The sequence below is a fragment of the Pseudomonas sp. TYF_14 genome, from assembly GCF_043105275.1.
GTDB classification, from domain to species: Bacteria; Pseudomonadota; Gammaproteobacteria; order Pseudomonadales; family Pseudomonadaceae; genus Aquipseudomonas; species Aquipseudomonas alloputida.
In genome coordinates this window covers 216,409-236,549 of record NZ_JBICLK010000061.1, presented here as the reverse complement: position 1 = coordinate 236,549, position 20,141 = coordinate 216,409, and the positions used below count along the sequence as shown (strand labels likewise).

Genomic DNA, 20,141 nt, shown 5'->3' with positions numbered 1-20,141 from the left:
CACTCATGAAGAAGGAGAGCTCTAAGCTCCCGGGGCCATAAAGTCACTGGCGCGAGAGCAAGGAAGGGACGGCGGGTACCCAAGACACGCAGCCATAACCTGCAGCGATAGGGACGTACTCGTCAGTATCGTTTAGAATGGCACCTTACACAGTGGATTCACTACCGAAGGAAGAATTCTATGTCGCGCTTGGCCGAATTTCGGAAACTTGAGCAAGCTCTAGCCGCTCAGCTCGCTGAATTGGAAGAGTTGAAAGGAAGCTCCGAGCTTCAAAAAGAAATTGAATTTGAAACCAAACTCCGCGAGTTGTTGGCTAAATATGGCTTCAGTCTGCGTGACGTAATCAACATTCTCGATCCTGAAGCGGGCCGTCGCGCATCAGTAGCGGCACCACAGAAAACTCTCCGCAAACCTCGTGGCGTAAAGGTTTACAAGAACCCGAACAACGGCGAAATCATCGAAACCAAAGGCGGTAATCACAAGCTGCTGAAGGAGTGGAAAGCCGAGTTTGGTGCAGACGTTGTTGAGTCTTGGGTTTCTGTTCAAGGCTGACACGCAGCAACCTGAGGGGAGTAGCGATGACTACTTCCCTCGAAGCTTTGAGGTGGATGCTTCAGCAATGACAGAATGAAATTCGAATCTGAATAGATCCACAATCTTGCTTAAAATGATCAGCGGATCAATTTAAGTGTTATGCCTGCCAGAGCCTCATTGAACTCGTCAACTGCTATAGCAGCTCTACCGTCAAGGCTAGGCATGTTGTCGTGGAGCTTTTGGATGCTTTCCTTCAGGAGCAGGTTACTGCTCAGCAAAATATCTTTCGCAGAGACTTTTTTAAGCAGGCTTTTACAAAGATTTTTTCCTTGGAGGGTGCGCCCTATATATAGCGATATGTTTACAGTGTTTGTCTGAACTCGTACAAACTTGACATGCTCGTCGTACAAGTGAAAGCGCGGGTGGTAAGAGTCAACAAAATCTTGCGGCTTTGGGTAGGATGCCACTGAAGCTAAAGCTGGGTCAACCCAGCAATCATTGCTTTTAGCGTGATTGCAATCAAAACAAGCAACCGCCAGATTCCAGAGATGAAAAGAATGCTGTACGAAGGGCTGCCTTGGTAAAATATGCTCAATTGGTTTTGCGTGAGAAATATTCACCAGGGGGCGCTGGCAGTAGCAGCATTTACGACCTTGCTCCGCTTCGAGAAAATCTCGAAGGTGCTTGCGAAGAAGTTTGCCAGTGACCCCTGACTTTTTAATTTTATTATGCTCGTAAAGATCAACCCACAAATCATTCGGGCTTTCAGGGTTTCCCGCTTGTCGGCTGTCGAACTCAGTCGCAGCACGACCCGCAAATTCCTTCAGGAGACGAAGCGTGCCCGGCTTGTGTTTTTTTACCCCATGGCATTCGTCACTATACCTAGCCTCGAACGCTGCAATTTCGGCTGGGCTCTTGAAGTTAAAGTGTGTCATTGCTAGCCCACCTGAATAACTGAGCGAATCGCTGTTATGGCTTTGTGAATTAGGTCAAGATCGCCATGTTTCTGCGCGCCGTCATCATGCTTTGCGGTTTTATCAATTATATCGCTGATGGCAGAGAGATCCTCGATTGCCGAGGATCCGAAACTACTAGCTTCACGCGCATCGGTGTTGACGAGCTCAATTACACCGGAGACGAGTCTGGCACATTTTTCATGAACCTCTCTGTTGTGGGGCGTGTAAGTATGGAAGCCCTGCAGCAGGATAGTCTCAACCGAATGCCTGTCTTCAAGGTCTAAAAGATCAAGAACACCTTCGTTGACATTCCAGCAATACGAGTTACTGCCTTTGGCGTTAGCAATCATTACGGGGGAATGTGTGGCCACGACTACGGACATTTCAAATGCTTCTGCGAGAATTGAGAAGGCCCTCGGCAGCACCTGCTGCCATCGTACGTGAAGGCTGATTTCTGGTTCATCAATTAAGTAAGTTGCATTGTGGTCTGCTGCGCTAACAAGAAGCACAATCAACTGTATGATGTTCCTCTCGCCAGAACTCAGATCTGAGAACCGGATGATGATATCATGATTAGGCGAATGTGCTTCGTGTTCCTGCCGCGGGACGATACCTATCTCATATTTAGCGGGGTCGACTTGTCTCGCTGTGTCGATGGCCTCCTGGTCGAGAGAAGTGGTAAGGTTCAATGAAATCAAACCGTCGTCGTCATCTCTCCGCTTTTCCGCCTTTCCTTTTCGAAGCAAGTAGACTTCCTGGTTGAAACCCAGTTCGATCAGAATCGTAGCGAAAATGTTAAAACGCCTAGAGCTTTCCAGTATAGAAATAAAGGACTTTGTTAACGCCTCACTCCTTTTTGCGAGAGACTCAGACTCGCCAACCTGTTTGTAATAGCGTCTCAGCTCTCCCGTTGCCTTCGGAAACCTATCAGCCCGAGATATCGAGAGTGCTGTGCATTCCATACTTCTCTCCGCCAGCTGGTGGATGAGGTCGCATAGTAAAAAGCTCTTGCCCACACCATTATTGCCGATGATATAAAGGCATTTGTTGACCTGGGATTCAGTGAGGCTCTTCAGGATGGGAGCCCCGTTAATCAGAAGGCTAGGTTGATAGCTGTCTTTATTATGATCACTCACATCCATGAAATCGCCGGGTTGGAATGGACTATTCCTCTTGCGATTCATTACCCTGCAGAGAGATGGTATATCGATATAACCGCCTGAGAATTGAGCATTGATGATGCGTTGCACGGTTGGCAATACATTATTAGGACTGACTCCGCTCTGCGCCCAAATGCCAAAAATCGAGCTTGCAAGGTTCGCTGCATCTAGGTAGCTAAGGTCTTTAGTTGAGGGATTATGACGAGTCACATCAATTTCAAGTACCCTACCATCTTCTCGGCTGGTATCCGAGCTAGCGACAATCAGCATGCCGCATGAGGATGACCTTGCTGCTGGTGCTGAAAAACTTATGACTGCATTAATAGAGCAGTGTTGAGCCAATACATTTAACACCTTAAGGGCGTACTTGTGACTTTTGTTTTTAAACTGAGGTGTTATCACTACAAATTCGCCAGTCACCCCCATGGCGAGAAGGTCTAGCAACGGCGTAATTTTTGGTACTCTAAGGCTCGACGATACCTGCGCATCTCTGCGATTTAGGTCAAGCACGTAGACAGGACTTTGTGCAGGGTAGTCGAGTATTCCATCGAGCCCAAATTCGGTGTATCTAACATCATGCATTTCGAGCTTAAGCCGTATCAGCTCGTCCTCACCACTTCGGTTATTCCCAATCATGTGGTAAGACTTGAATTTTGAGTCGATGGCAATTTGACCAGTGATCGGCTGCACATCAATAATTGAAGTGCAATCGAGGCATTCAACTATCCCAGCCGCTAAAAATCCTGAAATCCGTGGGTAGCTGGCTGTTACTCCATAGCCTGATGATAGGATATGGTTGATTATGAATATTATGAAATTGCGAACGCCATCATCATTGATGGCAAGCAAATGGTTTCGCACTACATAATAGCAACTTGAGAACGCCTCATCATTTAGCCCGTGAAGCGCTATTTTGATGGCGTAGCTATCCGATCGAAAATGTCTTTCAACCTTGCTCCGTAAATCTTCCGGAGCGGATAGGCGATCTAGCTCTAGCTCTAGGTCGTTGTCGCTATTCAAATCAGCAACTGCGAATACGAGTATCACCCAGTCAGCGTCAGCTCCGTTTAATCTAAGTGAAGACAACTTGGAAACAAGTTTTCGGCGAACTTGAGTCCAGTCAACATCTTGCGCAATCAGTTCCATTATCGTTTCAGCCATCACGAGTTTTATATCGCCTAGGCTCAGATGCTATGGCATGGAGCTAGGCAGCCAGCGATGGCCACTATTGTGCCATGAACAAGAGGGAGTGAATGCGCATTCTGCAGGGGGCGCCTGCGACTCTTTGAAGGGAGGATCAACCCCAGCGAAGCATCGCACATGGACGATCCTGGTCTACAAGTTTGATCTCAGGCTGTTTGGGTGCAGGAGGGTTGGGTCATGATGGCTCCGGCCTGCACTGAACCAGAGGTCACTTTTCCAGCTTTCGGATAAGTCCGCCGAACTGTTGCGCCGGCTCCACATACCGCAGTGCTGACTTCACGTCACTCCAGCCCACATACTCCATGAGCGTCTTGATGTCCCAGCCAGAGCTGGCTGCCCAGGTAGCAAATCCTCGTCGGATCGAATGAGCACTGTAGATCTCGGAGGGCAAGCCACACCTATTCAAGATGTCGCGGAGGAGAGGAATAAGGCTGTGGGCCGCGATCGGGCGATCGCTGATGTTGCCCCAGCGATCAATCCCCCTGAACACACCGCCACGAGTGAGGCCAGCAGCTTCGATCCAGTTCAGGTATGCCTCGACCGGGCACAGCTTGCTCAGTGATGGTGTCTTGTACTCACGGCCAGTGTTGTGCCGGTCTCCTTTGGAAGACCCCAGGTAGAACCTGATCCCGATGTATCGCTCTGCATGCGTATTCTCGATCGTGAGCCTAGCCAGTTCGTCCCCGCGGAATCCCCTCCAAAAGCCAATTGTGAGCAAAGCGATGTCGCGGGTCGCCTTGAGAAGAGCCGCCATGTTGCCGGCGGCTCTTGCCTGAACGGCCTCATCCTCCAGGTGCGCCACTGCTTTTTCGAGGTGCAACAACGCCAGAGGAGCCGCTTGCTTCTGCTGCACGGGGTGTATCGCCCGGATGCCCTTCAGCAACTGCCTGACCTTGGGGGCTTTGGTGGGGTCGGGGAAGCCATTGCTTTGGTGCCAGTTAGCGAGCGCAGCCAGGCGTTGCTTTAGCGTGCTCAACGCCAGCTGGTCGGCGTACTCCGCGATATAGCGCACAACGGACTCAGTGGTGGTAGGCAGGAAGCCGCCCCAGGAGACTTCGTAGTGGGAGAGGGCGGCCGCATAGCTCTTCGAAGTGTTCTGACGAACGCTTGCCTCCAAGTACCTATCTGCCTTGCTGACCTTCTCCACCATGTCATTTCCCCGTTTTCAGCCTTCGGTGGCTAGCCTTGGCCATTTGTATCGCCTTCCAGGCCATTTTACCCCCGTTCTATTGGCTGGCAAGCCATAATTCGTGATTATCTCTTGCCAAAATTCCAGGTACGAAACGATTTTTAACGTGATAAAGTGGCACGTAATTACATGAAACGTAAAACAGTATGAAATCGTAGGAGGGATCATGGCTAGAGGCGGTATTAACCTGGCGCTTGTGCGCAGAGCTCGTGAAGCGCTGGTTGCCCGAGGCCAGAATCCAAGCATTGACGCGATTCGTATCGAACTTGGAAATACCGGCTCAAAGACGACAATTCAGCGCTATTTGAAGGAAATAGAAGCTCATGATCCTCGCCCATCGGCTTCTCCTTCCAGGCTAAGTGATGAGCTGACTGAGCTGGTGGGCAAAATGCTGGAGCGCTTGCTGGAGGAAGGTAACGAGGCGCTGGCGCATGAACGGGCCTCCTTTGATCTTGAGCGCAAGGCAATGAAGCAGGAGGTCGGTACACTTCAAAGTCAGCTGAATCAAGCTAATGACGAGGTCGCCAAGCTGCAGTCCGCCCTGCAAACTCAGGATGAAGAGCTCAAAACGACTCATTCCTCACTGCAGGCCGAGCTCACCCGTAACGCCAGACTCAGCCAGAGCTGCACTGATCTTGAGGTGCGGGTTCAAGAGAAGGACGGGCAGATCCAGTCCTTGGAGCAAAAGCATGCGCATGCCCGGGAGGCCCTCGAACACTATCGTGCTTCGGTCAAGGAACAGCGAGAGCAAGATCTTAGCCGCCATGAGTCCCAGGTCTACCAGATGCAGCAAGAGCTGACAGTCATCCAGCAGACGCTAATGGTTAAGCAAGAGGAGATCAGTCGACTCATTCGTGACAATGAGCGATTGATTGGCGAGAGCCGCCAGCAGACCAAAGAGGTTTCGCAGCAGCGAGATGCTATCGAGCGCTTGAAAGGAGATCTCGGCATCGCCAACGCAGCAATTGCTCGAGGCGAAGGCGCCAAGGAGCTTTTGACCCAGCAATTGGAGGCGAAAGCCAAGGAAGTAGTCGAAGTACGATCGGATGCTACAGTAGGCCAGCAGCGAGAAAGCGAACTGGTCAAAAGGCTTGAAGAAGCTGAAGCGGCGCTCAGCACCTACCGTACCGCCAATAAAGTTGACGACCCCGGCCGCTAGCGCCTTCAGCAGTAAAAATTGATCCCATGCCGGGATTGCTTGGAGTGATGCGCCAACGGAGAGGCCGAGAAGGCGCTTGCGTCTGTATGAGCACTCGGCGCTAGGCCGGCTGGCTATAGGGCTGCAAGGCAACGCTGCTGACATTGCCTTCAGCTCATCGATGGTGGACGACCCCAAATCAGGTCAGCAGCTCAACGCGCAGGGCAATCATGAGACTGCGCTGCCCTAGCATTACTTCCCATCGTTACGTGGATAGCCAGGAGCCAACTCGAGGTTATGAACTCCATAAAGTGCCAATGGATTTTTCAACCAGAGACGATATTCAAGTGGATTGAGAGAGTGATCAGGACTGCAGTCAACTGACCACTGGCGGAGGGCATAACCGACCACGGCAGAGCGGAGCCGAACCTTCAGCGTAGCGCTTTCATCCATACCATAGTCGAGCAGCGCGGTCTCTGGCCTCCCGAGCTGAGGGTGAGGCACAAGCTCCAGCTCTACTCGATGATTCCATTGATCATCTTCGTTCATTTGCTCGTGAGGGTGTACATCCCCCTCAACCGCGCGCACACCCGTAATTCGAGTGATCGCAAAATCCCTGAATTGACCGCTCTTCCGATCAAATCCGCGCACATGCCACCTCTGGCCATTATCGAACAGCGCATACGGAACAAACTCCCGATCGCTTTTCTCACGCAGGGACTCGTATTCGATCCTCACTGCGTGCCCACGCTTAATCCCTCGGCAAATAGACGCAAGAGTCTCTAACCGCGGCTTCGCAAGCTGTGGTTGAGCCATGCAGGGGATACCTGGAGTCCAAGTGGATGGCTCTGCATCACCAAACCCTCGACTAACCCAGGTGAGTACCTGCTCTGAGGTGAACTCAAAAATCGGCTTGAAATCGTCGGCCGGCGTATAGGCCTTCGTACGAGTATCAAAAGTCAGATTCTCTGGAGCTAATCGCCGATAAAGCGCCAAGTCACGAGTGGCTGCAGCTGTCTGTAGCTCGAAACGCTGAACAATGTCTTGGCGTGAGACTGCCCCACAAAACCAGGCGTGGAGCTCGATGAAAGCCAGTCGATCGCGCTGCTTCTGCGACAGCTGCGGAAGTTCTTCGGTCGAACTCACTGTATAAAACCTCAGTTGCAAGCTTGCGCCGGGATCGTTATCGTCCAAGCACAAGATCATTATGATCTCTTGTGGCGCTCATTTTAGCTGGTGGCTTGTAGGTGCGCCATGTGACTCCTTCCTCAGAGGTTTGCTATGTCACGTTTGCTCCGCATCGTTCTGATTGACTCTCTTTGTGCCGGCGACAAGGCCGAAGTGCTTGTTGATGCCAATACCTGCCTGACAGGTACCAATGGCATTGGTAAATCGACCTTTCTGAAGCTCATCCCACTTTTCTACGGAGCCAGTGCCGGCAGGATGGTCAAGGCGGGGACAAACACATCCAGCTTTGCCGATCACTATCTGCCTAGCTTCACTAGCTACATCGTTTTTGAGTACCTGAATCATGAGAATGTGCCGCGATGTGCAGTGCTTCATCGCTCCTCCTCAGGGTACGCGTATCGCCTGATAAGCAGCCCATGGGATGCGGAGCTCTTGTATGTGGATCAAACCATTGGTCTTTTAGTCGAGCCGAGCAGTCTACAGCGTCGTGCTGCGAATATGCGAATCGACTGCACTCCGGAGCTCACTCCACGCGACTACCTTAGGGTCATCCAGTACAACACAGGTGTAGCTGACCTTGAAGGCATCAATTCTTCAGACCGCAAACGCTTGATTGCAGCCCTTCGACGTACCTATTCGCTTGCACCATTTAGGCACCATTTTGGTGGTATCGATAACCTGATGTTCTCTCTTTTGGAGTCTAAAGGCACGTTTGACTCCATGAAATCGGCTATGAAGGAGATCCTTCAGCAAGAGACTGGAGTGGAGAGCGTAGATCTCTCGGGGATGGATTTAGCTGCATTCACCGGCGCGGTTGATAGCCGTGCCAGCTACCTGATCATGGAGTCTCGCATCCGGCCGCTAATCAATCGTCTCTCAGAGCTGCATCCGCGCTTAGTAACCAATGAGGGGCAGCAAGGTCGGTTGAAACGGATTGCGTCAGACCAGCACGAAAAGGCTTTGGCTGGAAAGGTGAGCCTTCAGGAGCAGATCGAAGAGGCTCGTAAGCGCGAAAGCACTGCAACGGATGTTTACAACGACAAAAATGAAGCTGTCCAGGAGCGCCTAGGGAGCGCGCGTCGGGCAGAGAGAGAAGCAGTAGCTGATGTTGAGAAGCTGACCGCTCAACGCGCTGATTTTGAGAAAAGTATCATCCCATCTCTGATGAATGATTACATCTCAAGAACTGCGATCGAGGAAGGCCTCCGCGTCTTGAACGAGGAGCACACCGTGCTCGTTGATCAGGGCCAGGGAATCCAACACCGTTATGAAAGGCTGGAGGGAGATCTCATTCGCTCGGTTCTTGAGCGCAAGGCGAAGCGTACTCAAGAGGCCGATTCCAAGCAGGCAGATCTCAGGACACAATCGCACGCGCAACTGGAACAGCTTGAGCAACAGACCGAATCGGTTCGTGAAAAGCACGCTGCTGAACTCGAAGCCCATGATGGCAAAAATACAATTCTGGCCACTGCCCTTGCTGAGCACAGGAAGCAGGCTGCGTTCCTGGAATCAATACGGTTGCTTCCGGAGGCTGCGGAAGCAATCCAAAATGAGCAAAAAGCTGTGCAGGCTATCCGTGACGAGCTGGACAAGATAGCGGTTGAGCTCACCGAGCATGAAGCAGAGCAACGCCGCTTCGCTAAAGATCAACAGGCCGTAGCGGATGATCAGCAACACCTAGTAAGTCGCCGGGAACAACTGCGTGCTGAAGTGAACTTGTTGAGTCGCCAGCTCAATCCGAGTGATGACACGTTGCTGGCGTTTCTCCGTGCTGAGTGCCCTGCATGGGAGCAATCCATTGCTCGCGTTATCAATCCTGAAATTCTACTGCGGTCTGACCTGTCGCCGACTGGAACGCTAGATACATCAGGCTTTTACGGAATTCAGTTAGATCTGGATCGGCTTCAGCCTGTAGCGCAGGCCAACAGCGATGCCATCGAGTCGAGCCTAGCACTGGCGAACCAGCACCTGGTGGAGATTGAGGAGGAACAGCAACATCTCAGTCGCAAAGCTGCTGGTCTTTCGGAGCAACGGAGGCTTCATCAGGCAGGGCAGGCCGAGATTGTTGGGCGCCAAAACAAGCATCTTGAAAACATTAAGGCCCTGCAAGGGCTGATCTCTACGTTAGAGCAGGATGGGGCTGAACAAATTGCGCACGAGCGGTCACTGTGTTCCAGCGCCGTAGCTGAGGCTTTGCAGCAACTTAACCTTCACGGCACCCAACGCCAGGAGCTCAAGGACACTCAGCGAGAGTACGTTGAGAACCTTAAAGCTATCGTGGAGAGGATTAAGGCGGAGACAGCGGCTCAGCTGGGAGAGATCGATCGCTTAAAAAAAGCTGCCTGCGACGAGCTCGACCAGGAGAAGGAGGAAAAGCTCAAGTCTTACCATCAAGCGCGATTGAATGAGCTCACCGAAGCTGGGGTAGATGCCGCAATCATCTCAAAGCTTGAGGAAGAGATAGCAGCTATAAATGCGAAGCTCACCTTACTCAGCCAGTATCAGTCCGAGCTTCGCAACTATCAGCTCTGGCTCAAGGATGACCTTCCTAAACTGCCGGCCCTTGAGGCAGCTCGCCTTCAGGCAGCCGAAATGACGAGCCGCATTCTTGATGAGGTTCGCGAGCTGGTACAAGCCCGTAACGAGCAAGTAAGTGCATTTAGGGCCGCCCAGTCGGCGCTCAACGAACAGCTTTCACAGATCGAAGTGGGCTTGCTGATCCTCTCTTCCGTCCTGAAGCGCTTGGAGTTCACCCCTTTCGTGAACTCTGATTTGGACAGCTTGCGGAAACTTACAGCGGCCGACATAGAGAGCGAGGTGGGGCGCCTCCAGCGAGATGCCCAGAGCCAGCGGACTGAAGGCCGCAATCTCTTCCGAAAAATCGAATTGGAGGCCATGGGCGGCCCGCGTGACACTGCTGAGTACGATGCGATTCAAGACATCGCTACTCGATCACGCCACGCTGACGCAACTGGCGAGCGAGCGTGGTTCCACGCCACGCCTGAACTGCTGATTTATCTCGCAGAAGGCCATGACGTGCAGCGTAGCAAGCTGATTACTCGTACCCGAGCGCTTTGCACCCAGGTGGCCGAAAATCAGTCCGTGCTCAATGGCCTGCATCGGTCGATCATGGAGCTAGGCCGCAAGGCAACGAAGAAGGTGAACGAGGTACTTGCGGCGTTTCCGCAGTTCACGAATTTTGAGTTCCGAGTGGTTTCCAGGATCCACGATATCAGTGCATGGGATGATATTGATGCTCTCGTCGATCAGTACAACCGCTGGCGGGTTAAGCCAGCTGGTGAAATTCCCACAGACGCCCTCAATGAACGCCTGATCTCCATGCAACGACGGATGAAGGCTGGGGGCTGGCTTTCAACAAAACTTGCTGACTGTTTCGACGTTTCTTTGAGCTGGATGGTCAACGGCGTGCAAAAGGTTGCCTTCAACACGGCAGACTTGGGAGATGGGCTTAGCACGGGGCAGCTCAAAATCATCGTAGGGATGATCTATCAGGCCCTTTTTGAACTCATTCGACGAGATGCTGACTTCGATTTGCTGCTGCCGATCGATGAAGCCCTGGAGCTGGATGTGAACAACGCATATACGTTGCTCAAGTATTTCAACGCTCGTAACTCTCAGCTCATGCTGGGTTTCCCAGGCGGTGCGCCTGAGCTTATCCGGCACTTCACCCACCTCTATGCGCTTGATCGCCGTCCTTCCGGCGCAGTTTACGTCAAACAGTACCAAGCACCTGAGACTGATAGGCTGGCTGCTCTGAATGAAGAGCTGGAGCTTGATGAAGAGCAGGAGATCATCGCATGAGAGACGCCCTCGAAAGCCTGTTGGCAGGACGCTTTATCTGCCGGTACTCTGCTCCAGAACTCTACAACCAGCTATGCAACGCGACATATGCTCGCTCCATTGAGCAAGCTCTGCAGCCACTGGGGAGGACTCTCGGTTGCTTGGGAGACCTTGAGCAACCAAGTGCGTTCTTCTCTCGCTTCGTAAATCTGTCCCACCCAAAAGACCGCGCTGCAGCCTCAGAAGATTTCAAGCGAATCCGAGATGCAATCTGGCCGGTTGTAGAGTTTATTCAGCTATGCGCGCGTGCCGGACGTGGTGACGCCTGCCTAGCGCCCGGAGAGGAAGTATTCACTGCAGAGTTACTGAGCCAGGTAGAGAGCAGCACAATCTGTGCTGATCTGCTGCGTGATCTTGCTGGGCATACCTTTTTCCGTAAATCCAAGCGCGGCGAGAGCCACAGTGACAAGCTCTCCGTGGTGCTCAAAACGATGGAGGAGGAGGGCTATCTGATCAGAAAGGGGACGGCATCCTCTATCTACATAGCTACTGGAAAAATGGCTTATCTCTACAGAGCCATGTCCTGGATCGTTGAGCACCAGAAATTGCTGCCCGAAGTCGAGATTGAGCCAGCCGGTGACGCGCAGAGTGAGTTCATCCTGTGAGAGCAGAAGATTGGGCAACACTCGGAAAACACCTGATTGCCAACGCCTCAACACTTGAATTGATTGTCCAGGCAGACGAAGAAGGCGCAAGCAAGCCAGAGATCATGACCAACGGCATTATGTGGCTGATCAGACAGCACCTTGTCGACGAGTTTGAGGGCAGTCTTCATCCTTCATCGCTCTTGATCGACTTGGGCGTAAGGATCAGCTCGCAGCGCTTTGAGCTTTCGGCTCCAGACCTTGAAGAGTTGCTGGTCAAGATTGAGCAGGCTTGTGAGCGCTTCCAATCAGCTAAGGATTTCTCTCACGCAGACGCTGAAAGGGAGCAAAGGTCGATTTGGCTTGCCGTTCGACAGGTGGTCACTCATCTGCGCGATGAGCATCGGGCAGCGACTGAGTTTATTGAGGGTAGGTACGGTTTTTCTCCTAGATTCGAAGACCGTCTGCGTGACATTCGGCAGGCTGTCGAACGACTGGAGCGCTTGGCTAACAAGCTCGATTCGTTTGAGTACAACAAGCTTTCAAGCTGGTGCTTCAGCGATAGGACATTACGTCGACTGCTGATCACTACTCTTCACAATGCAGTTATGAGGGAGCGAACTCGCCTTGTTGATCTGATCAAAAGGCTCGACCAGTTGGGAGTGACTGTCAGAAAACGCAATCGCATGCGCCAGGTCGTGCTCGCCGTCGAGAGCTGGCTCCAAGCTGGGAACGTACCAGATCTGGATGACATTCTGGATCGGGCGGACGCCGCGGAGTGGGTCAGTGCTTCACCGTTAGCTCTTGGAGGCCACCTCCATCCTCCAGTGGAAGACTCACAAGCAATTGACGACATGGCGCTTCTTATTCAGTCGCTGCCCGCTCCCAAGGTAAGGAAGGCGAGTGAAGATCCTAGGGCCAGGCCGCCGGCACGCGTCATACCCACTGTGGTGGAGGTCGTAGAAGCTCCAATTCCTTTTGCCCAGCCGCACCTGGAGGCGATGCTGGAGGCCTTAAAGGAGAGCCGGACACCGCAGAGTGCTAGCCGTTATTGGGCCGACAATGCCGAACGGGAGTATGGCGTTAACGTGTGGCTGTATGCACTTGACGCCTACTATCGAAACCTTTTGGTTGTGGCGGAAAAAACTGAAATACCGTTGAGGTACGTGCTCGAACCTGTAGCTGAGCCCATGCCGAGAGGTATCGCGAACCAGGTAGTGACTGACCTAACCCTACGCATAAAGAGACGCGGCGAATGAGTGACCACAGCGTTTTACGCAGCAAGCGAAGCATTGAGATGATCAGCACCGCAGTACGCTTGGGTCATGAGAGTACGGGATTGGGCAAACTCTGGAAGATAATTCACCAGAGCTACGGGATCGGTGAGATCAGCGGCAGCAAGCTGCTGCTCAGCCCCCTTGACCGCCAAGCACTTAGAAACCTTCTCATCGATAAGGTGAGCTGGGATCCAGTGGAGTCGAGGAGGGTTGAAGGCTCTAGGATCGAATTAGCTAGCCGCTCTCGCGTAGAAAAAGCATCAAACGAGGTCATCAGCCGAAACCTGGTACTGATTAGCAGCCCAGAGGGTAAGGTGGTGTTGGCTGAGCGCCAGTATGAGATTCCTGAAGGCGGCTCACTGGCTATCCCTGCAGATCTCGTAGCTGGGCTCGATTGTTTCGTCATGATCGAAAACCTTGAGGTTCTCTTGCAAGCACACCTCTACCAAGTGCCGGCAGAACTGGTGGGTGCACCCTGGGTATTTAGAGGGTCACCACAATTTTCAATCGCGTCAGCTGCAGCCTTGGCTAAAGCGACTCCGAACGTGTACTACTTCCCAGACACCGATCCTCAGGGGTTGGCCAACAGCTTAAACGCTGCCAGTTGCTGTGGGATTGTAAGCTGCACGCTTGACGGGCTACATGAGCTGAAAGCAAAGGAGCTGGATAAGCCTCATGACTACATGACCCAGGCGCACATGATGGATGGCTTGCTTAAGTCAGGACATCCCTTGGCGTCCCTACTCAAGGATCTTCGCACCGGGTTCAGCCAGGAATCAATGGCTGGGCGGGAGTTGAAAGTCTGGTCTGACGAATCCAGGGCTTAGCGCAGGCCTTGCACCCAATTGGGTACCAGAGGACGTTAGCCCTCTAGCTGGATGGCCTCAACCATGGTCGTTGCGGATTTGTTTAGCCGTTCAATCCCTTTAAGTACGTAGGCTAGCGTAATTAAACCGGATGATTTCTGCGGATTTGAATATGGCGGATTAGGCCACCTGTTTTCGTAAATCGAGCCTCGTTGCAGTGGACGCTCAGCAGATGTGCACGTAGAGGCGAGATTAAGCCAAGTGAGACTGCCCGAGGGACTGCCTGCTTAGCTGTTTTTACTCCGCTAAGCAGGCTGCAAATCTATCGCGAGAGCCGAACCCTCAGCCTGCGAGCTCGCTCCTTGAAAGCGGTCTCGCCACCCTCCAAAATTTCACATACACGCTCTCTAATCGTTCGATCTTCCAGCCCGCCCGAATGGTAGGTAATCGGTGGTAATTGACCATGCACATGCGGGCCACATTCGGCGATGATGATCTGATCTGCGTCTGTGTTCACGACCAAATTGGCGTTGTGAGTCACCATGATGACTTGACGAGTAGCCTTCGCAGCCATAAACAATGGGACGAGGTCGTTATAAATGGATTTTGGGTCAAGGTTCTCTTCAGGCTGATCAATAATCAGCGGTCGACTGTCATTCCCATCAAGGGAAAGGTAGAGCAACAACAGTACAATCCCTCGCGTCCCAGGGGAGAGCTTCTGAATCTCAATGCCATCGTAATTGACAGCGTATCGGACGGAGATGTGGTCGGTGCCATAGAGCCACTGGGCAAGCCGCTTTGTCCATCGGCGGTACTCGGCAAGGTCGGATGCAGCTACTGGGGAGTGCTCAAGCAGCTGCTCCTGATAGGTTTTGATGAACTCCTTCAACGCCGCCAGCGCGGTGTCTTCGTCACCCTGTAGCCACGGTGTATTGAGTGACTCAAGTACCTTCTCGCGTAATGTGCCTCGACCTCTGAATGGGCCTTTCTTTGAGAGGTTGAGTAGTGACTCTCCTTCTTCAGCCCAGGCGTCGATGTCCACCGTGCGCGCAACAGAGAACGACAGCTTGTTCAGCGTGCCTTGAGCGCTCTCCAGAAGCGCTTTGATCGGTGAGTACAGCTCTTGCAGTACACGCTCCTCAGCCACCAAGGCTGAAAACACGCGCTTGTAGGAATCATTGCGTTCGTTGAGCAAGCTCTGAAGGCGCTCGGCTGCCCCCTCGTGGTCGGCCAGCTTCTCTTTGCTAGCCCGCAAGAGCTCCGACTCTGTCGTGATTTTGGTCGAAAGCTCCTTGAAGCGCTTCGTGGTTTCCTGATCAATGCTCACCAATTGCTGTAATCGAGCAATTTCTGCCTGCAGTTGAGCCAAGCTGCATTGGTCAAGGTCGGTGGCGTCATCAATGTACGGGGTCTCAACGTCTTCCTGTTTCGCAGGAGGCACACCAAGCCAACCATCCCTGTTTCTCCGTGCATTGAGCAGCATGCCGGACAGAATGGCGTCGACATCGCCTTTGTAATCCCGGAAGAATGCACCCCATTCATCACTACCCAAGCCGCTGGCCGCATGGCGAGCCTGGATTTCACGAAGATCGCTGGGGGCAACAATACGGCGGATGTTACCCACCTCATCTTGCATCAGCAGAACCTGCTGCTCCTGGGCTTTGAAGTGTCTGACATAACCGGCGATCTTTTCTGAGGCAGTTGTCAGAGCTTGCAACCTTGCCAGCCTACTCTCTGACCCTTTTGCGACGAGCTTGCTTCTGTCTTCGGTCAACCTGGCAACCAGGGCGTCCTTTTCTTGTACCTGAGCTTTCAACTGCGGTACTAAGCTGCGCTTCTCGAACTCAATGTTGATACGTTCTGACAAGCCACCCAAGGATTCCTCTTCCCGGCGCCGGGCCTCGCGATAGCGTTCGGACTTGATTTCTCTCAGGTCATTGAAGTTGATTGCACCCTCACGCTCTGTTGAGGAGTGGGACTCGTAGATGACTCGCTCAACCTCAGTCAGCAATCCATCAGTCATCCCATCAGCAGAGCAGAGCTCCTCAACAAACTGTTGCGATAGGTATCGAGCCCTGGGATACACGAAATCGTCGTCGGTTGTTTGGCTGAGCGGGCTGGATTCGGCCTCACCATTGCACCAGGTGATGTTTACCTCAGCATCCTGTAGGTGTTCACGCGCCCTCACCAAAAATGAATGTCCAGTGATAGCGTTGCCTCGCGCTTCACATCCCGCAGCGAGGATGTCGGCTAGCGCTGTTTTTCCAGAGCCCCTGGCGCCAATCACGGCTATCAGGCCGGGATTGAGTTCGAGAGAAGGTGTGGTGAGCCACGGCGCGTTGGTTATGTCGACCTGAGCAATCACTTCAGAGGAGTTACCATATGGAGGCGGTTCTTCTCCAATGAAGGCTCGCCCACCAGGGTCAATACACGCTTGTCGAAGCGTATCGAAGGTAGGACTACCTTTTAGCCAGCTGTATCTCTTCTCGTCGGGCGCACCGGCTTTGGAAGTTTGGTGAGCATCACTGCCGTGAAGGCAAGGTTTCAGACCGTTGTACCGCTCTACCAAGCTTGCTGCTGACAGCCCTTTGCGGCCCAACCAAAACTCACGTTGATTGGGATTCGAAGCGAAAATCACATGTGCAAAGCGCTCGATTTCTTGCCTGAGAACTTCATCGGCGCCGTCCTGCAAAGCTGCGGTTCCGTCGTTCTGCTTGGCCGCTACAGCGATGATCAAATTGTCTCGCGCCCACTGGCTTTGCTTGTACTTGTCCCTAAGCTCCTGGAACGACACCTTGAATCGCTCAGCGCCATGTCGCAATGCAGCACGATCGTCGACTATCTCAGGCTTGGCTTTTTTCCCTAGCCGCCTCAGATCACTGGGTGTGCATCGGAACTCGTCTTCGAAGGCTTTGAAGGACAGCGAGGCGAGAAACCGCTCCAGCTCGTCCAGATGATCCGGTTCATCCGGACACACCAATAAGTGGGCATTGATCCATGATTTCGCCGTCCCAACATCAAAGCGGATCTCTACGTTAGGAAAAAGGAGCTCGCAGTTTGGGAGCCTGCCTGCCTGCTTATGCTCAACCAGCTGCTTGTATGTGTCGAGCAGGTAGTAGTCAGTTACTGCGATCGCGCTGATCTGGGGGGATGATTCCTCAAGGGCCTTCAGGTATCCGTCCCAATCACCTCTGAAATTATCGTTGAACAGCGTACCTGGGGCATGTACGTGAGGATCCCACCGAAGCCAACGAGATCCGGAAGTAAGGGGTTTTGGCTCGGTCTGCATCATTACGTCCTAGTAAGCAGAGGAAGGGTGAGGGCAGTCCCGATTCTGAGAGCGGCAAGCGAAAGAGGCGTGAGACTGTCACTTTGCCACTATTTTTCATGCCTTCAGTCCTGTCAATCCGAAGCCGATGAAGAGCATCCTCGTGAGAGAAGTGCTCCGTACCAAACAGCTGAGTTTCAATGGCTCGTTTCGGCTAGGTGAAAGAGTTCTACACCCTTACGATGGGCGTAATGCGGGCACGGGGCTCGCCGGAATAAAAAGGAGCACAGATGTTCGGATCATCATACGACCCTCGATTTCCCATCCCTGAGATGAAAACCGCCAACAAGTACATCAAGCGGCTCGGCTGGCTGGGTAGCAAGCTGCTGGCGCTTTTCTGGGGACTGTCGACCGTCAACGTGAGCGCGTCAGTGCTCGTAGGTATCCTTGCGGCTGCAGGCCTGTACGTTGCCTACATCGGTACGGACTATCGCCGGGCCTTTCCACGTATCAGCGCCTCCCTTACGAAGGCGGGTCTTCTGAGGCTGTTTATCAGAGCGTGGCCGGCATTTGTAGCTTTCGTTATTATCGGTGGGCTCGTTGCAGGGAAAATCACCTGGCAGCAACTGGGAGAGTTCAAGACCGCACTCTTAGGCCTGGCCGCAATTCCCTTCGCGTCTTCGGTACTGAAGACGCTGTTCGGCGACTGATCCTCATATCCAGTGGCCGTAGTGGGTGATCTGTCCCCGATCACTCATCCCCCACATCCCAGTCCACGTAACTGGGCTCCAGTGGAAGCTAGTCAACCAGAGCGCACGCCATGAAACCATCCCAGGCTATTCGAGGCAAAAGCGGCATGATCTGTAAGGCGGTCGAGGCCTACGGTTTCGTCAACGTCCGAATTTTCGGCTCAGTTAGTCGCGGTGAAGACATCGAGGGCAGTGATGTCGACCTCCTCGTCACCATACCAGCAGAGCGGGAAGGGAAGATCTCCCTCTTCGACATCTTGGATCTTGAGTCGACCCTGGAGGCGATGCTGGGGGTACTGGTTGATATAAACGTCGCGAACAACATCCCTGATCACCTCAAATCCGAGGTGGAGCACTCTGCAATTCCCCTGCGACCAGACTCCTGACGTGGCAGATGTGATCCTTTTTGGGGGGCTAGCGGGTAAGCGCGTTGGTGGGCGCCGATACACGTTGTGCGGCCACTTACCTTCGTTGTACGCGAGTTCGCAGAACAGCTCCCAGTCGTACTCTGGGGCATCAGTCACTAGCGTGATCATGCAGTCGAATGAGTGCACAAACGCTATCAACCTGTGCCTGCAAAGTAGGGCTCATCCGAAAGCCTCCGTGACCAGCGCTTGCATGGAAGACGCGGGCCCCTCCAGGAATCGTTCTCGGCCACTGACCTCAAACCGTACCGGGTTGACATGCACGACCGTGGCACCACCCCCTAGGGCACGCAAGGGCAGTTCCGCGGCTGGATAAACGACCCCAGACGTACCGACCGAGAAGAACAGGTCACAGTCACCTGCAGCCGTAAGGCCAGCGCTCCAGGCTGCTTCCGGAAGCATCTCCCCGAACCAGACAACGCCAGGTCTGATGTACCCGTTACACCCAGTGCACCGCGGAGGCTCAAGTCTGCATCCGTCCACAGGCAAGTCATCAGAGGGAAGGGCCGTCAGATATGCATTGCCACAGTCAATGCACCTGGGTGAATGAAGGCTACCGTGGAGATGAATCACTTCCTGGCTACCAGCCCGCTCATGCAGGTCATCCACGTTCTGGGTCACGACTGTCAGCTTAGGAACGTGCTGAGCGAGTTCTGCAATCGCGAGATGAGCTGCATTCGGCTGCGCTTGGAGCACTTTCAACCTACGCCACTCATACCAACCCCAGCACAGCCCAGGATCCGCGCGGAACGCTTCGGCGGTCGCTAATTGAGCAGGGTCGAATCGAGACCAGAGACCGGTCAATGCATCTCTGAATGTTGGGATCCCACTCTCGGCGGATACGCCGGCGCCGGTGAAAACGACAACGTGCCTTGCCTCCCGCAACAGCTTAGCGATAGTAGTGAGCGGCATTGAGATGTCCTGGATATTCGTTCCCTTGAGGTTACCCGAGCCTACCTGCTTGGTCATCGCGCGATGCTGAATGATCGAGCAGCAGCGCTTGTGTAAGTCGCATAAGTGTCCAGAAAACCAAGCTGGCGCTAAGGCGCAGGGAAGATCGTGTAGGGGCGGTTCCTGTCAAGATAACTGTATTTATATACAGTCAATCTATCAGCTACGGAGAAACGCATACCGATCGAGCATTTTTTGCATCGCTGGCGCTGGTAGATCGGCACGGAACCGGACATGCCGTCAAAGCCCCATAATTTATCGTAAGCCCCAAACCACGGGCCTTCCGGGCTAACTGACCTGCCTTTTCTGGACAGTTTTGAGACGGCAGCGAGCTCTGAGTATCAAATCTCCCGGCAGGGAGAAAATAACTGTATGTATGTACAGTTTTTCTGTGCTATGACAAATCGCTGTGTCTGATGGGGTAGGCGCGCCGTTTTCCAGAATGCTAGGGTGAAGCTCGCGAGACGCCATCCACACCATCTCCGAGGCACCAATGAAAAGGACAGGAAGTCGCCAGCGCGCTAGGGAAAGCATCGTCAGAATGATCGCAAAGATCCAGAAACTCGAGGCAGCTCGTCACTCTGGGCAACCTGGAATCATTGAACGACTGAGAGCTATTTTTGGAGCCGCGTTCAGGACACAGCAGAGTGCGGGGTCGAACCCGCGTGTACAGCAGGGCAGATGACTTTGCCGAGCATGGCTTACGTACCAATTTTCTAGGGAAGAACTGTCCGAGCTCTTGAGCGGCCTGCTGGCGATGAGGCAAGAATCAGCCCCCCTTGATCAATCGCTGGCGCCTGTAGCCTTGTCGCCACTGAATGATCTACGAAACAAATCGACCCGAATCTGGTA

At 53.2% G+C, this 20,141-nt stretch carries 14 protein-coding genes; 8 read left to right on the top strand and 6 right to left on the bottom strand.

Going from position 1 to position 20,141, the window contains the following annotated elements; all coding sequences use genetic code 11:
* The first annotated feature begins 180 nt into the window (after positions 1 to 180).
* Entirely contained in the window at positions 181 to 552 is a 372-nt protein-coding gene (locus tag ACF8O8_RS17310) for a histone-like nucleoid-structuring protein, MvaT/MvaU family (RefSeq protein ID WP_349738906.1), read from the top strand.
* Positions 553 to 671: 119 nt separating this feature from the next.
* Here ACF8O8_RS17310 and ACF8O8_RS17305 read toward each other — a convergent pair whose 3' ends face one another.
* From ACF8O8_RS17305 to ACF8O8_RS17295, 3 genes are all read right to left on the bottom strand, one after another.
* Entirely contained in the window at positions 672 to 1,469 is a 798-nt protein-coding gene (locus ACF8O8_RS17305) for a hypothetical protein (protein ID WP_349738905.1), read from the bottom strand.
* Between the two features lie 2 nt (positions 1,470 to 1,471).
* Complete coding sequence (locus tag ACF8O8_RS17300) at positions 1,472 to 3,796, bottom strand: AAA family ATPase (RefSeq protein WP_392510044.1); 2,325 nt, start codon at positions 3,794 to 3,796, stop codon at positions 1,472 to 1,474.
* A gap of 265 nt (positions 3,797 to 4,061) precedes the next feature.
* Positions 4,062 to 5,003 carry a tyrosine-type recombinase/integrase gene (locus ACF8O8_RS17295; protein WP_349738903.1) on the bottom strand — a complete coding sequence of 314 codons (942 nt, stop codon included), beginning with the start codon at positions 5,001 to 5,003 and terminating at the stop codon, positions 4,062 to 4,064.
* Between the two features lie 205 nt (positions 5,004 to 5,208).
* On the opposite strand from ACF8O8_RS17295, the gene ACF8O8_RS17290 reads away from it, so the two are divergent.
* Positions 5,209 to 6,201 (top strand): DNA-binding protein, encoded by a 993-nt coding sequence (locus ACF8O8_RS17290; protein WP_349738902.1) that lies wholly within the window; start codon positions 5,209 to 5,211, stop codon positions 6,199 to 6,201.
* Positions 6,202 to 6,432: 231 nt separating this feature from the next.
* Here ACF8O8_RS17290 and ACF8O8_RS17285 read toward each other — a convergent pair whose 3' ends face one another.
* Entirely contained in the window at positions 6,433 to 7,374 is a 942-nt protein-coding gene (locus ACF8O8_RS17285) for a YafY family protein (RefSeq protein WP_250159262.1), read from the bottom strand.
* An 87-nt stretch (positions 7,375 to 7,461) separates the two neighbouring features.
* On the opposite strand from ACF8O8_RS17285, the gene ACF8O8_RS17280 reads away from it, so the two are divergent.
* From ACF8O8_RS17280 to ACF8O8_RS17265, 4 genes are read left to right on the top strand one after another with little or no spacing between them, the layout of a single operon-like run.
* The gene (locus ACF8O8_RS17280; RefSeq protein WP_213883133.1) at positions 7,462 to 11,190 is read left to right on the top strand and encodes an ATP-binding protein; all 3,729 of its coding nucleotides are present in this window, start codon (positions 7,462 to 7,464) and stop codon (positions 11,188 to 11,190) included.
* On the top strand, positions 11,187 to 11,834 hold the full coding sequence (locus ACF8O8_RS17275; protein ID WP_174141220.1) for a hypothetical protein: 648 nt from the start codon (positions 11,187 to 11,189) through the stop codon (positions 11,832 to 11,834). The genes ACF8O8_RS17280 and ACF8O8_RS17275 overlap by 4 nt, the downstream gene beginning before the upstream one ends.
* Complete coding sequence (locus ACF8O8_RS17270; RefSeq protein WP_213883134.1) at positions 11,831 to 13,072, top strand: hypothetical protein; 1,242 nt, start codon at positions 11,831 to 11,833, stop codon at positions 13,070 to 13,072. The genes ACF8O8_RS17275 and ACF8O8_RS17270 overlap by 4 nt, the downstream gene beginning before the upstream one ends.
* Positions 13,069 to 13,917: a hypothetical protein gene (locus ACF8O8_RS17265; RefSeq protein WP_213883135.1), complete on the top strand. Its 849-nt coding sequence runs from the start codon at positions 13,069 to 13,071 to the stop codon at positions 13,915 to 13,917. Before ACF8O8_RS17270 ends, ACF8O8_RS17265 begins: the two co-directional genes overlap by 4 nt.
* Positions 13,918 to 14,218: 301 nt before the next feature.
* Here the strand turns inward: ACF8O8_RS17265 and ACF8O8_RS17260 are convergent, their stop codons facing one another.
* A complete protein-coding gene (locus tag ACF8O8_RS17260) occupies positions 14,219 to 17,185 on the bottom strand; it encodes a TrlF family AAA-like ATPase (protein WP_213883170.1) in 2,967 nt (988 codons plus the stop codon).
* Positions 17,186 to 17,454: 269 nt separating this feature from the next.
* Between ACF8O8_RS17260 and ACF8O8_RS17255 the strand changes: the two genes are divergently transcribed.
* Entirely contained in the window at positions 17,455 to 17,874 is a 420-nt protein-coding gene (locus ACF8O8_RS17255; protein ID WP_213883136.1) for a hypothetical protein, read from the top strand.
* Between the two features lie 110 nt (positions 17,875 to 17,984).
* Positions 17,985 to 18,299, top strand: coding sequence for a nucleotidyltransferase family protein (locus ACF8O8_RS17250; protein ID WP_213883137.1), 315 nt, complete (start codon positions 17,985 to 17,987; stop codon positions 18,297 to 18,299).
* Positions 18,300 to 18,500: 201 nt separating this feature from the next.
* On the opposite strand, the gene ACF8O8_RS17245 is transcribed toward ACF8O8_RS17250, so the two are convergent.
* Positions 18,501 to 19,250: an NAD-dependent deacylase gene (locus tag ACF8O8_RS17245; protein WP_213883171.1), complete on the bottom strand. Its 750-nt coding sequence runs from the start codon at positions 19,248 to 19,250 to the stop codon at positions 18,501 to 18,503.
* Positions 19,251 to 20,141: the final 891 nt, after the last annotated feature.